The organism is Kitasatospora sp. NPDC043949 (assembly GCF_056435365.1).
The window spans coordinates 58,573-71,393 of sequence record NZ_JBWKEQ010000032.1; the positions used below are offsets into that span (position 1 = coordinate 58,573).

12 protein-coding genes are annotated in these 12,821 nt (G+C 72.0%); 5 read left to right on the plus strand and 7 right to left on the minus strand.

What is annotated here, in order from left to right:
• Positions 1-42: 42 nt before the first annotated feature.
• Entirely contained in the window at positions 43-1,011 is a 969-nt protein-coding gene (locus AC07AL_RS24775; RefSeq protein WP_363619445.1) for a LysR family transcriptional regulator, read from the minus strand.
• Between the two features lie 70 nt (positions 1,012-1,081).
• Here AC07AL_RS24775 and AC07AL_RS24780 point away from each other — a divergent pair, with 70 nt between their 5' ends.
• The 4 genes from AC07AL_RS24780 to AC07AL_RS24795 all read left to right on the plus strand — a co-directional run bounded on the left by AC07AL_RS24780 (position 1,082) and on the right by AC07AL_RS24795 (position 5,848).
• Positions 1,082-2,221, plus strand: a complete 1,140-nt coding sequence (locus tag AC07AL_RS24780; RefSeq protein ID WP_363579814.1) for a TDT family transporter — start codon at positions 1,082-1,084, stop codon at positions 2,219-2,221.
• 580 nt (positions 2,222-2,801) lie between these two features.
• Positions 2,802-3,791, plus strand: coding sequence for a LuxR C-terminal-related transcriptional regulator (locus AC07AL_RS24785; RefSeq protein WP_363579813.1), 990 nt, complete (start codon positions 2,802-2,804; stop codon positions 3,789-3,791).
• A gap of 90 nt (positions 3,792-3,881) precedes the next feature.
• Positions 3,882-4,871, plus strand: a complete 990-nt coding sequence (locus AC07AL_RS24790; protein WP_363579812.1) for a LuxR C-terminal-related transcriptional regulator — start codon at positions 3,882-3,884, stop codon at positions 4,869-4,871.
• Positions 4,871-5,848, plus strand: a complete 978-nt coding sequence (locus AC07AL_RS24795) for a LuxR C-terminal-related transcriptional regulator (RefSeq protein WP_363579811.1) — start codon at positions 4,871-4,873, stop codon at positions 5,846-5,848. Before AC07AL_RS24790 ends, AC07AL_RS24795 begins: the two co-directional genes overlap by 1 nt.
• Before the next feature lie 7 nt (positions 5,849-5,855).
• Here AC07AL_RS24795 and AC07AL_RS24800 read toward each other — a convergent pair whose 3' ends face one another.
• Positions 5,856-6,482, minus strand: a complete 627-nt coding sequence (locus AC07AL_RS24800; protein WP_063348539.1) for a TIR domain-containing protein — start codon at positions 6,480-6,482, stop codon at positions 5,856-5,858.
• Between the two features lie 352 nt (positions 6,483-6,834).
• Here AC07AL_RS24800 and AC07AL_RS24805 point away from each other — a divergent pair, with 352 nt between their 5' ends.
• Positions 6,835-7,011 (plus strand): hypothetical protein, encoded by a 177-nt coding sequence (locus AC07AL_RS24805; protein WP_363579810.1) that lies wholly within the window; start codon positions 6,835-6,837, stop codon positions 7,009-7,011.
• A gap of 18 nt (positions 7,012-7,029) precedes the next feature.
• On the opposite strand, the gene AC07AL_RS24810 is transcribed toward AC07AL_RS24805, so the two are convergent.
• From AC07AL_RS24810 to dnaK, 5 genes are all read right to left on the minus strand, one after another.
• A complete protein-coding gene (locus AC07AL_RS24810) occupies positions 7,030-8,037 on the minus strand; it encodes a helix-turn-helix domain-containing protein (protein WP_363579809.1) in 1,008 nt (335 codons plus the stop codon).
• Between the two features lie 195 nt (positions 8,038-8,232).
• On the minus strand, positions 8,233-8,757 hold the full coding sequence (locus AC07AL_RS24815) for a heat shock protein transcriptional repressor HspR (RefSeq protein WP_363579808.1): 525 nt from the start codon (positions 8,755-8,757) through the stop codon (positions 8,233-8,235).
• Between the two features lie 7 nt (positions 8,758-8,764).
• Positions 8,765-9,922: a molecular chaperone DnaJ gene (dnaJ, locus tag AC07AL_RS24820; RefSeq protein ID WP_363579807.1), complete on the minus strand. Its 1,158-nt coding sequence runs from the start codon at positions 9,920-9,922 to the stop codon at positions 8,765-8,767.
• A 238-nt stretch (positions 9,923-10,160) separates the two neighbouring features.
• Positions 10,161-10,796, minus strand: a complete 636-nt coding sequence (grpE, locus tag AC07AL_RS24825; RefSeq protein ID WP_063348542.1) for a nucleotide exchange factor GrpE — start codon at positions 10,794-10,796, stop codon at positions 10,161-10,163.
• On the minus strand, positions 10,793-12,625 hold the full coding sequence (gene dnaK / locus AC07AL_RS24830) for a molecular chaperone DnaK (RefSeq protein WP_350876573.1): 1,833 nt from the start codon (positions 12,623-12,625) through the stop codon (positions 10,793-10,795). Before dnaK ends, grpE begins: the two co-directional genes overlap by 4 nt.
• Positions 12,626-12,821 lie beyond the last annotated feature (196 nt).

Consider the following 12,821-nt stretch of genomic DNA (forward strand, 5'->3'; position numbering starts at 1 on the left):
ACGTACAGCATGCACTAAGTTGAGTCTATTCCGCTCAAGTTCTTACGCCCGTTCCGCGCGTTCCACCCGTTCCGCGCGTTCCACCCGGGGTGGCCGCTGCGCGCGGGGCGTCCGGCGGGTCAGCCCCAGCAGCTCCCGGGCCGGCCCGCTCGGCCGCTGCCCGGCCGGCCACACCGCGCGCAGCGGCCGTCGCAGGTCCAGCCCCTCGGCCAGCGGCACGGCCACCAGCCGCCGGACGGCCAACTCCTCCACCACCGCCAGCTCGCTCAGGCAGACCGGCCCGGCCCCGGTCATCGCCGCCGCCTTCAGCGCGGTGGACGAGGCCAGCTCCAGCCGGGGCCGCACCGCGCCCCCGTACGGCGCCAGCGCCATCTCCAGCACCTCCCGGGTGCCCGAGCCCGACTCGCGCAGCACCAGCGGGGTGGCGGCCAGCTCCGGCCCGGTCAGCGGCGCCCGGCGGCGCGCCCACGGGTGGCCGGGCGCCACCACGACCACCAGCCGGTCCGCCGCCACCACCGCGCCGGCCAGCCCGGGCGGGGTGGACGGGCCCTCGACGAAGCCGAGGTCGGCGTCCCCGGCCAGCAGGTGCCCGGCGACCTCCGCCGAGTTCGCCGTCCGCAGCGTCACCGCCGTGCCCGGACTGGCCTCGGCCAGGGCCAGCAGCCAGCCCGGCATCAGGTACTCGGCGACGGTCAGGCTGGCCACCACCCGCAGCTTGGCGTCCCGCCGCTCGCGCAGCGCGTCGATCCCCGCGTCCAGCGCCTGCGCCGCCTCCACCACGTGCCCGGCCCACTCGACCACCAGCCGACCCGCCTCGGTCGGCCGGCTGCCCCGGGGCGAGCGCTCCAGCAGCGGGACGCCGATCTGCCGCTCCATGCCCTTGATCCGCGCACTGGCGGTCGGCTGGCTCACGCCCAGTTCGGCCGCGGCCCGCCCGACGCTGCCCAGCCGGGCCACCGCGAGCAGCAGTTCCAGGGCGCCGAGCTCGGGGACGCGGGGGGAGAGGGCCATAGGTCCAGGCTATGTCCTCATAGAACCCGCGGCGCTACCGGAGCCCGGCGCGGGGCGGCACGGTGGAACCATGTCCACCCTGGCCGATGCCCGCCCGCTCACCCGCCCCTCCCGTTCCTCCCGCCCCTCCCGTTCCTCGCTGGGTGCCCGCCTCGACCTCGCCCAGCTCGGCCCCAACTGGTACGCCGCCGTCATGGGCACCGCGATCCTGGGCAACGGCGCGGCCGTCCTGCCGCTCCGGCCGCCCGGGCTGATCGGCTTCGGCGAGGTGATGTGGGCGCTCGGACTCGCGGCCCTGCTGGTGCTGGGCGCGGCCCGGCTGGTCCACCTCACCCGGCACCGCGAGGCCGCCCGCACCCAGCTGCTGGACAACCCGGCCACCGCCGTCTTCTACGGCTGCCCGCCGATGGCCCTGCTCTCGGTCGGCCTCGGCACCCTGCTGCTCGGCTCCCGGGTGATCGGCACTGGCCCCGCGGTCGCCGTCGACGCCGTGCTGTGGGGCGTCGGCACCTTGTACGCGCTGGCCGTCGCCGGCGGCATCCCGTACCTGATGATCACCCGGCACCCGGTCTCCGCCCTGGAAGCCAACCCGACCTGGCTGCTGCCGGTGGTCGCCCCGCTGGTCGCCTCCGCCACCGGCCCGGCCCTCGTCCCGCACCTGCCGGCCGGGCTGCCGCAGCAGGCCATGCTGTACGCCTGCTGGGCCCTCTTCGGGATCGGCCTGCTGGCCACCCTGGTGCTGCTGCCGGTGGTCTTCACCGGGCTGTTCCACAGCAAGCTGCCCACCCTGGTGCTCACCCCCTCGCTGTTCCTGGTGCTCGGCCCGCTCGGCCAGTCCGTCACCGCCGTCCACCAACTCGCCGACGCCGCCCGCCCGGTGCTGCCCGCGCTGGCCCCCGCCATGCTCCCCTTCGCGGAGCTGTACGGCGTCGCGGTGCTCGGCGTCGCGATGCTCTGGCTGGCCGTCGCGCTCACCGCCAACCTGCGCGCCCGCCGGGCCGGCATGCCGTTCGCGATGACCTGGTGGGCGTACACCTTCCCGATCGGCACCTGCGTCACCGGCGCCTCCGCGCTCGCCCGGCACACCGGGTTCGGCGGCTTCACCGCGATCGCCGCCGGGCTCTACCTGCTGCTGGCCACCGCCTGGGTGCTCGCCGCCGGCGGGACCGCCGCCGGGCTCGCCCGGGGACGCCTGCTGGGGCGTGCCTGACTCCTCCCGCGGCACGCCGCCGTTGCAGGAACCCGCACCCGCGGCCCGACCGCGCACGGCCGACCGACCGTACGGGCGGTGACCACCCGGGCACCGCGCTGGCCTCGGCCTTTACCGGAACCCGGCCCGCCGCTCGACCCCTCCCGCCGTACCCGTCGTGCAGATAGCTGCAATTGCGCGAACCTGCACTCGGGCGACACTTGTTCACCGGCCGTCACGCTGTGAGGGTGGAGTCACGCCAGGCCGTCCGGGCACCGCAGCCCGATGGTGGCGACTTGCTCTTCGGAACTGACCACGGGTGCAACGTCCCGCACGCGTGAAACGGGGGGGAAGAGCGCCGGCCGGGGCGCCATGTGTGGTGATGGCCCCCGGAACCGGAGCCGTCGAGGCGTTGCTGCTCCGCCTCGACGGAAGCGCCTGGGCACGGGCGTGGCGACGTCGGCCCCCAGGACACCCCGGAGTGCGACGGCACCCGGGCCCCGGGGGCCGACGTCGAGCCCGGTACCGTGACCGCCGAGCCCCGCGCCCGACGGCGCGGGCGCGGCGACGAGGGAGAAGCATCCGGCAGGGAGTGTGCGACGTGACGGCGGAACCGGCGGTCGCGCCGCAGCACGGGCAGCCACCGGGCGAGGAACCCGACGAGGCCGCCCGGCAGCTGTACCTGGCGATCCTCGCCCGGGGCGGCCGCATCCCGTTCACCGACACCCAGGACACCGGCCAGGCCGCGCTCCAGCAGCTCGTCGACCTCGGCCTGCTCATCGCCAACCCGATGGACCACTGCTACACCGCCGTCAGCCCGCGCTCCGTCACCGACCGCCTGGGCGCCGAACTCCGCAGCGAGGCGACCAGGCTGCTGGTCCGCGCGGAGAACCTCCCGGGCGCCCTCGACGGCCTCACCCGCGCCTACGACGCGATGCCCCGGCCCTCCGGCCGGGCCGGCGGCGCCGTCCACGTCGAGGGCCACGTCCACATCCGCCAGCGGATCTCCCAGCTCGCCTCCGACTGCCGCTCCGAAGTCCTCGCCGCCCAACCCGGCCACCGCCCCGCCGGCACCCTGCAAGTCGCCCTCCTCCAGGACCTCCACCTGCTCCAGCGCGGCTGCTCCCTGCGCACCATCTACCAGCCCGTCGCCCTCGCCGACCCGCCCGCCCTCGCCTACGTCGAAGAGGTCACCCAGCACGGCTCCCTCATCCGTGTCCTCGACGAACCGTTCCAGCGGCTGCTCGTCTTCGACCGCACCGTCGCCGTGATCTCCGCCAACGACGACAACAGCACCGCCGCCTTCATCACCGACCCGGCCGCCATCACCTTCCTGGTCGGCGCCTTCGAGCGCGACTGGGCCCGCGCCGAAACCGCCGAAACCTCCGCCGCCCTCGGCCCCACCCGCACCATCCCCGACCGGGTCGGCCGGCTCCTCGCCCGAGGCCTCACCCAGCGCGCCGTCGCCACCCGCCTCGGCCTCAGCGAACGCACCGTCGCCGCCCACATCTCCCGCCTCCGCGACCGCCACGGCGCCCAGACCCTCTTCCAACTCGGCTGGCTGATGAGAGGCGCCCGCGATGACCGATGAACCCGGCCCCGCCGAGCGGGCCCCAGCCGACCGGCCCGCCCCGCGCCCGTACCCTCGTCCACCTCGGCGGGCGGCTCCGGGGGGATCCCCATGACCGATCCGTCGACCTCCCCCCTGCCCGACGACGCCGCCCGGGCGCTGTACCTCGCCGTCGTCGGCAACGGCGGCATCCTCCGGGCGGCCGACCTGACTCCGGCTGACGAACCGGTCCTGGGGCGGTTGCTCGACCTCGGACTGGTCGTCCCGAGGGTCGAGGACGCGGCCTACGCCGCGGTGAACCCGCGTGTCGTCATCGGCCGGATCGGATCCGAACTGCGTTCCGTGGGTGGCGAACTGCTGGCCAGGGCGGACGAAGCACCCGAGCGGTTCGCCGAGTTGGCGCAGGCCTTCGACGTCACGCCGCGCCACCCCGAGTGCTCCGTCGATGTCACGTACGTGCACGGCTTCGAACAGATCCGCCTGCGCCTGGCCCAACTCGACGCCGAGTGCTCGCAGGAGATGCTGTCCGCCCAGCCCGGCGGTGCCCGGCCCGTCGAGGGGCTCCCGGACGCCCTCGACCGGATGCGGCGGCTCGCCGAGCGCGGCGGCACCGTCCGGGGCATCTACGAGCCGGCGGCGGCCGCAGACCCGGCGACCGCCGCCTTCGCCGCCGCGTCCGCCGAGATCGGCTGCCGGTACCGGGTGCTGGGCGAGCCGTTCCGGCGGGTCCTGATCTACGACCGGAAGGTGGCCGTCATCCCCGCCGCGTCCGACAACAGCCGCGCGGCCTTCGTCGAGGACCCGGTGGTGGTCGACTTCATGGCCGACGCCTTCGAACGCGACTGGCAGCGCGCCGCCCGGGTCCGCTGGTCCCGTGGCCCGGAAGCCACCGAACCAGCCGATTCCCTGCCCGACCAGGTCGGCCGTTTCCTCGCCCAGGGCCTCACCCAGCGCGCCATCGCCACCCGCCTCGGCCTGAGCGAACGCACGGTGGCCGGCCACATCGCCCGGCTGCGCGAACTGTACGACGCCGAGACGCTCTTCCAACTCGGCTGGCAGCTCCGGTCGGCGGCCGACGCCGCCCGTCGGCGGGTGCCGTGATGCACGGGCGCGGCGCCGAGCGGCCCGACCAGGCCGCACACGACCTGTACCTGCGCATCCTCCGGCGCGGCGGCTGGATCGACCGGGCCGAGGTGGCCGACGCCGACCGACCGGCCCTGGAACACCTGCTCGCGCTCGGGCTGCTGCTCGCCCGGCCCGAATCCGACGTCTGCACCGCCGTCAACCCGCGGACGGTCGGCGACCGGATCAGTGCCGAGCTCCGGGCCGAAGGCACCCGGCTGCTCGTCCAGGCCGCCCAACTCCCGCAGGCCCTCGACGACCTGACCAAGGCCTACGACACGGCCCCGCGCCCGACCGACCGCGCCGGTACGGTGCATCACGTCCAGGGCCTCGGCGCGGTCATCCGGCGGTTCACCGAGGTGGAGGCGGCCTGCCGCCAGGAGATCCTCGTCGCCCAGCCCGGCCGGCCCCGCCACGCCCACCAGTTGGAGGAGGCCCTGGAACGGATCGGCCGGTTCTGCGGCCGGGGCGGCCGGATCCGGGTGATCTACGCACCCGGCGCCGTCCGGGACCAGGCGACCGCCGACCACACCGCCCGCGGCACCGAACTGGGCGCCCGCTTCCGGGTCCTGGCCGAGCCGTTCCGCCACCTGCACATCTTCGACCGCCGGATCGCCGTGCTCCAGTCCGCCGACGACCTCCGGAGCGCGACCTTCATCGAGGATCCGGCGACCGTCGACCATTTCCTGGCCGTGTTCGAACGGGACTGGGCCCGCTCAGGCCGCCTCCTCTGGAGCGCCGACCAGGCGTCCGCTCCCGAGTCGACGGCCCACGAGCAGGTCGGCCGGCTCCTCGCCCAGGGCCTCACCCAGCGCGCCATCGCCGGGCGCCTCGGCCTCAGCGAGCGGACGGTGGCCGGCCACATCGCCCGGCTGCGCGAACTGCACGACGCGGAGACGCTGTTCCAGCTGGGCTGGCAGCTGCGGGGCGCCCGGACGGGGGAGCCCGATGGGTGAGCGCTGTTCAGCCGGTGGCGGCGCTGGTCGGCCAGTAGCCGGCCCGGCCGACGACGGGGGGCTGCTGCCGGGGGACGTTGAACTGCTCACCGGGGGCGGTCCAGAAGCCCTCGCGCAGGGACAGCGCCATGCCGGCCCAGTCGAGCGCGGTCTCCACGGTGTGGTTGAGGGCCTCCTGCGACCAGGTGTCGTCGAAGACCAGCGGCAGGACGGGGGCGACCTGCTCGATGGTGGCGATCAGCGGGTTGTGCGTGATGGCCTCGTCGACGAGGAGGACGATCGGCTTCCGCAGCGCCGACGCCCACCCCAGCTCCAGGCTCACCCCGGCCGACAGCGGCGCCCCGACGTAGGCGAACACGAGGTCCGCGGACTGCAGGGCCCGGAAGTCGGACGGCACCCGGGGCTCCGGCGCCTGCCCGGCGACGGTCCAGGCATCACTGTGGTGCGCGCTGTACACGGCGGCACCGCTGCGGAGCAGGGTGGTACGGAGCGTCGTCAGCCGCGTCCGGCTGGCGAGCGTCACCACACTGTCCGCGGGCCCGGTCAGCCGCATCAGCGGCGCGGCCAGGAACACACGCGCACGCCGGCCCTCGGGGGTCTGTCCGGCGTGCTCTCGCAGGTAGGGCTCACTCATTGTCGACTCCGGGGATAGGTGCCAACCAGGCCGATCGCCCCGTTGGGTGGTGACTATCGGAATGCTGCTGTGCATTCGTTGTGGTCGAAACGAACTAGTCATGGACATGTTGTTTGTGGTGTCCCCGTCTTCCCCCTCCCGCGAGAGGGGTTGGGGAGTGCACTGATCGTCTCTGTCGACCGTCGCCACCGTCCACAGAGCCGTGGTGTCATCTCGATGCCTGGCAGAGAGATGACGCACTGGGGTAGCAGGCCCCCTGGCTTCCGGCATGGGCTTGCGGCATTATGTGGCAGGTTGTTCGAAACAATGGCTGGGTACCCGCGTCAAGTCTTAAACAAAGAGAGGGGGCACCATGTCTCGGATACGCCGGGTGGTGCGGTTTGTCCTGGTTCCAGTCGTTGTGGGTCTGGCGCTTTTCATCAGCAGCGGTTCGAGTCCGGCCGACGACACGATCTGGAACATCGGGGTTTCCCACGATGCGGCAGCGCCGAAGACCATGGCGCTGGCCAATGACACGATCTGGAACTGAGACCGCCGCGACGCTTGGTCAGTGATAGCTGTCGGAGTCGGTCGGAACGCTGTTCCTGGCCAATGCGTACCCGAGTTGGAAGAGCGACTCGACATTGTGCTCGTCGCGCATCTCGGCCAGGTGCCGCGCGAGCGTCCTTTCACTGATGCCGAGTCTGCGGGCGATCACCCGGTGGTTCACGCCTTCGAGCATGAGGTCGATGATCGTCTGCCGCATCCCGGAGACCACCTGCTGCGGAACGGCGCGCGCGCCGTCGAAGTCCAGCGCCCGGCTCCAGTTCCGCTCGAAGATCTCGCTGATCAGGTAGCTGATGACGGCCCGATCGTGCACGAAGGCAGCCAGATTGAGGTCCTCGGCGATGGGGATGACCGCGATTCGGCGATCGATGACGATCAATCGCGTGTAGGGCTCCTCCAGCGTCCGGAACCGCCCGCCGGCCTTGGTTATCGTGGCCACGTATTCCCTGGTGGGAGCGTGGTACCGGGTGCTCGGGTGGTAGATCGTCCTGAGCGTGATGCCCAGGCGGAGGGCTTCGAGGTCGCGGGTGAGGATGCCGGTGAGCGCCTCCGACGGGCGCGGCCCGCCGGGTTGGGCGGCGAGGATCTCCTCCGAGGCGCTGGCGACGATCTGCTGCACCCGCTGGTTGATCAGCACCTTCCCCCGCACGTACTCGATCGCGCCGCCGGCCTGCTCCGGTGAGTGGTAAGCGGCCGTCAGGTCGTGGAGATCGGTGGCGAGGGCCGACGCGCGGGTGAGCAGGTCGAGCGCCTGGCGCTGCCAGGTCACGGAGAGGCTCTCGGACAGCTGCTGGGGGTCGACCGCGACGAGGACACCGGGCTCGTCGGTGTCGGCGACCAGAAGGCCTATGGCCACCAACTCCTCCTGGGCCCCGCCCGCCCTGGCGAGGTCGGAGTCCTTCGGAAGCCGTCCGTTCTCGCGGATGACCGCCAGATACAACTCCCGCGCTTCTTTCGAGAGGACGGAGGGCCCAATCGCGGCGGTACTGGGCTGTTCTCGTCCACTCATCTGCGGGCTCCTTGCCGTGGCCGTGTCTGCACTACCTGCCGGGCACCAATACCGGAATCGCAGTGCAGCATGCCAGATCGGGTGGCATCGGTGAGGGCGGCCAGATTTGTTCGACAGCACTCTCTCACCACGATCAAGCCGCCGGCACCCCCCCGGGTGGAGGGGAGCCGGCGGCCGGAGGTGTTCAGCCAAGTCTCAGCGTTTGGGGCGCCAGACGACCAGGGCGCTGGACTGGGTGGGGGGCTGGTAGGGGACGAGGTCGCGGCGGTAGGAGGCGTGGACGGCGGCCTCGCGCTGCTGGAGGGCGCTGGTGGCGCCTTCGAGGGAGTCGACCAGTTCGCCGATGCGGGACTGGAGCGCGGTGACCTGGTTCTCCAGCTCGATGATCCGCTTGATGCCGGCCAGGTTGATGCCCTCGTCCTGGGAGAGCCGCTGGACCTCGCGCAGCTGCTGGATGTCGCGCGCGGAGTAGCGGCGGCCCCGGCCGGCGGTGCGGTCGGGGCTGACCAGACCGAGGCGGTCGTACTGGCGGAGGGTCTGCGGGTGCAGGCCGGAGAGCTCGGCGGCGACGGAGATGACGTACACCGGGGTGTCCTCGGTGAGGACGTACTGCGGCGGGGCGGTGGGCCGCCGGGTGCGGCGGCCGTCGCCGGGCAGGCCGGAGCCGATGCCGGGCAGGCCTTCACCGATGCCGGGGCCGATGGGGCTGTCGGGGATCATCTGGTCGTCACGCTCCCTTCGCCGCCCGGAACAGGGCGGCTCGTGGGTCGTCGGAGGCGGTGGCCTCGCGGTACTGCTCCAGGGCGTTCAGCGCGTCCCCGGTGACGTGCCGCGGCACCACGACCTCGACGGTGACGAGGAGGTCGCCGCGGGTGCCGTCCTTGCGGGTGGCACCCTTGCCGCGGGCGCGCATGGTGAGGCCGTTGGCGCTGCCGGGGGGCAGCTTCAGCTTCACGGCGGGCCCGTTCAGCGTGGGCACCTCGATGGTGGCGCCGAGGGTGGCCTCGGGGAAGGTGACGGGGACGGTGACGGTGAGGTTGTCCCCCTTGCGCCCGAAGACGGGGTGCGGGCCGACGTGCACGGTGACGTAGAGGTCGCCGGGCTGTCCGCCGCGTTCGCCCTGGGCGCCCTTGCCCTTGAGCCGGATGCGCTGGGCGTCCTGGACGCCGGCCGGGATGCGGACCTGCATGGTGTGGGCGGAGCTGGCCCGGCCGCTGCCGTGGCAGTCGACGCACGGGTCGTCGACGATCATGCCGCGCCCGCGGCAGTCCTTGCACGGCTCGGAGAGCGCGAACGCGCCCTGGCCGCGGCTGACGGTGCCGGCGCCGACGCAGGTCGGGCAGACCCGCGGGGTGGTGCCGGACTTGGCGCCGGTGCCGTTGCAGCTGCGGCAGGGGGCCTGGCTGGTCATCCGCAGCGGGACGGTCGCACCGTCGACGGCCTCGTCGAAGGCGAGGGTCACCTCGGTCTCGACGTCGGCGCCGCGCCGGGGCTGGGCCTGCCGGCCGCCGCCGCGGTTGAAGAGCCCGCCGAAGACGTCGCCGAGCCCGCCGCTGCCGGTGTTCTGGCTGCCGCTGAAGAGGTCGCCGAAGTCGAAGTTGTAGCTGCCGTTGCCCTGGCCGGGTCCGCCGGCCCGGAAGCCGCCGTTGGCGAAGAGGCTGCGGGCCTCGTCGTACTCCTTGCGGCGCTTCTCGTCGGACAGGACGTCGTAGGCCTCGGAGATGTCCTTGAAGCGTTCCTCGGCCTTGACGTCACCCTTGTTGGCGTCCGGGTGGAACTCGCGCGCGAGCTTGCGGTAGGTCTTCTTGATCTCGGCGGCGGTGGCGTCCTTGGGCACGCCGAGGACCTTGTAGTAGTCCTTCTCCACGTAGTCCTTGCCACTCATGCGTCCACCTCGCTCCGCTCGGCAGCCGCTCCGCGCAACACGCGCCTTTCAACGATTCGTTTTTCAACGATTCGCTCGCTGCGCTTGCTCATAGCTGCCGCCACCTCCCGATGTCCATCGTCGCTGCGCTGTCAACAGCCGCTTCACCGGGCGCTGTTGACAGCGCGCTGCGGAGCCGGCCGCCGTACTGGCCGGCGTACGACTCCGCAGCGCACTGGTTGTCAGCTGTCACAGGTTGTCAGCTGTCCGAACCACCGTCGGACTTGTCCGCGTCCCCGGACTTCGCCTCGCCGTCGGGCGCGGCCGTGGTCTGGGTGCCCGGCTGGGGCTCCGCGACGGCGACCATGGCGGGGCGGATGATCCGCTCGCCGATGCGGTAGCCGGGCTGGAGGATCTGCACACAGGTGTCCTCGGTGACGTCCGAGGAGTAGCTGTGCATCAGCGCCTCGTGCATGGTCGGGTCGAAGGGCTCGCCCTCCTTGCCGAACTGCTGGAGGCCCAGCTTGGCGACGACCGTCTCCAGGGACTCGGCGACGGACTTGAAGCCGCCGGTGACCTCGCCGTGCTCGCGGGCGCGGCCGATGTCGTCGAGCACCGGGATCAGGGACTCCAGGATGTTGGAGACCGCGATCTCGCGGACCGTCAGCCGGTCGCGCTCGACCCGCTTGCGGTAGTTCTGGTACTCGGCCTGCAGGCGCTGCAGGTCGGCGGTGCGCTCGGCCGACTCCCGCTTGGCAGTGGCGAGTTCGTCGGAGCCCGCACCGGAGCCGGAGTCGGCGGCGCCGGCTGCGGCGGCCTCCTCGGCGGCCTTGATCACAGCCTCGTCGGCGGCGGAGTCGTCGCCGGGCTTGCCGCCCTGCGGCTTGTCCGTCATGCCGCACCGCCCTTGGGCTTCTCGTCGTCCACGATCTCGGCGTCGACGACGTCGTCGTCCTTGGCCTGGGTGGACTCGCCGGCCGGGGCGGCGGCGTCGGCGTTGGCGTACAGCGCCTGGCCGAGCTTCTGCGCGGTGGTGGAGACCTTCTCCGAGGCTTCGCGGATCTTCGCGATGTCCTCGCCCTTCAGGGCCTCCTTGAGCTCGCCGATGGCGGTCTCGACCTCGGCCTTGACGTCGGCGGGGAGCTTGTCGGTGTTGTCGGCGATGAACTTCTCGGTCGAGTAGACGAGCTGCTCGGCGGAGTTGCGGGTCTCGACGGACTCGCGGCGCTTGTGGTCCTCCTCCGCGTACTGCTCGGCCTCGCGCATCATGCGCTCGATGTCGTCCTTCGGCAGCGCGGAGCCGCCGGTGACGGTCATCTTCTGCTCCTTGCCGGTGCCGAGGTCCTTCGCGCCGACGTGCATGATGCCGTTGGCGTCGATGTCGAAGGTGACCTCGATCTGCGGCAGGCCGCGCGGCGCCGGCGGCAGGCCGGTCAGCTCGAACATGCCCAGCTTCTTGTTGTACGCCGCGATCTCGCGCTCGCCCTGGTAGACCTGGATCTGCACGGACGGCTGGTTGTCCTCGGCCGTGGTGAAGATCTCGGACCGCTTGGTCGGGATCGTGGTGTTGCGCTCGATCAGCTTGGTCATGATGCCGCCCTTGGTCTCGATGCCGAGGGACAGCGGGGTGACGTCGAGCAGCAGGACGTCCTTGACCTCGCCCTTGAGGACACCGGCCTGGAGCGCGGCGCCGATGGCGACGACCTCGTCCGGGTTGACGCCCTTGTTGGCGTCCTTGCCGCCGGTCAGCTCGCGGACGAGCTCGGCGACGGCGGGCATGCGGGTCGAGCCACCGACCAGGACGACGTGGTCGATCTCGGAGAGCGAGATGCCGGCGTCCTTGATCACGTTGTGGAACGGGACCTTGCAGCGCTCCAGCAGGTCGGAGGTGAGCTGCTGGAACTGGGCGCGGGTGAGCTTCTCGTCCAGGTGCAGCGGGCCCTCGGCGGAGGCCGTGATGTAGGGCAGGTTGATCGAGGTCTCGGAGGACGAGGACAGCTCGATCTTGGCCTTCTCGGCGGCCTCGCGCAGACGCTGCAGGGCCATCTTGTCCTTGGACAGGTCGACGCCGTGGCCGGCCTGGAAGACCTTGACCAGGTGGTCGACGACCTTCTGGTCCCAGTCGTCACCACCGAGGTGGTTGTCACCGTTGGTGGCCTTCACCTCGACGACCCCGTCGCCGATCTCCAGCAGGGAGACGTCGAAGGTGCCGCCGCCGAGGTCGAAGACCAGGATGGTCTGGTCGTCCTTGTCGAGGCCGTAGGCCAGGGCGGCCGCGGTCGGCTCGTTGACGATGCGCAGGACGTTGAGGCCCGCGATCTCACCGGCCTCCTTGGTGGCCTGGCGCTCGGAGTCGGAGAAGTACGCCGGAACGGTGATGACGGCGTCGGTGACGGTCTCACCCAGGTAGGCCTCGGCGTCCCGCTTCAGCTTCTGCAGCACGAAGGCGCTGATCTGCTGCGGGTTGAAGTCCTTGCCGTCCAGGTTGATCTTCCACCCGGTGCCCATGTGGCGCTTGACCGAGCGAATGGTGCGATCGACGTTGGTGACCGCCTGACGCTTGGCCACCTCGCCGACCAGGACCTCGCCGTTCTTCGCGAAAGCGACGACGGACGGCGTGGTCCGCGCGCCCTCGGCGTTCGTGATGACGGTGGGCTCGCCACCCTCCAGAACGCTGACGACCGAGTTCGTCGTACCGAGGTCGATGCCGACCGCGCGTGCCATCGTAAATACCTCCACGGAAGAGTTGAGCTTTACAGGCTCAAGGATGCATGACCGGATGGGTGTCGTCAACAGGGATGAGTCGCCGCCGCTCAACTTTGCTGAGCGGTCTCCTTCCCGCGGCCGCGGCGACTTCCCGTGGCCTTGGTCGTGGCCGTGGTCGCCGGCCGCGGCGCGTGTGGCGCCACGTGACTGCCGC

Excerpts from the sequence above, each read along its gene's own strand:
- AC07AL_RS24775 (WP_363619445.1), bottom strand. The coding sequence starts at position 1,011 with ATGGCCCTCTCCCCCCGCGTCCCCGAGCTCGGCGCCCTGGAACTGCTG.
- AC07AL_RS24780 (WP_363579814.1), top strand. The coding sequence starts at position 1,082 with ATGTCCACCCTGGCCGATGCCCGCCCGCTCACCCGCCCCTCCCGTTCC.
- AC07AL_RS24790 (WP_363579812.1), top strand. The coding sequence starts at position 3,882 with ATGACCGATCCGTCGACCTCCCCCCTGCCCGACGACGCCGCCCGGGCG.
- AC07AL_RS24795 (WP_363579811.1), top strand. The coding sequence starts at position 4,871 with ATGCACGGGCGCGGCGCCGAGCGGCCCGACCAGGCCGCACACGACCTG.
- AC07AL_RS24800 (WP_063348539.1), bottom strand. The coding sequence starts at position 6,482 with ATGAGTGAGCCCTACCTGCGAGAGCACGCCGGACAGACCCCCGAGGGC.
- AC07AL_RS24805 (WP_363579810.1), top strand. The coding sequence starts at position 6,835 with ATGTCTCGGATACGCCGGGTGGTGCGGTTTGTCCTGGTTCCAGTCGTT.
- AC07AL_RS24810 (WP_363579809.1), bottom strand. The coding sequence starts at position 8,037 with ATGAGTGGACGAGAACAGCCCAGTACCGCCGCGATTGGGCCCTCCGTC.
- AC07AL_RS24815 (WP_363579808.1), bottom strand. The coding sequence starts at position 8,757 with ATGATCCCCGACAGCCCCATCGGCCCCGGCATCGGTGAAGGCCTGCCC.
- dnaJ (WP_363579807.1), bottom strand. The coding sequence starts at position 9,922 with ATGAGTGGCAAGGACTACGTGGAGAAGGACTACTACAAGGTCCTCGGC.
- grpE (WP_063348542.1), bottom strand. The coding sequence starts at position 10,796 with ATGACGGACAAGCCGCAGGGCGGCAAGCCCGGCGACGACTCCGCCGCC.
- dnaK (WP_350876573.1), bottom strand. The coding sequence starts at position 12,625 with ATGGCACGCGCGGTCGGCATCGACCTCGGTACGACGAACTCGGTCGTC.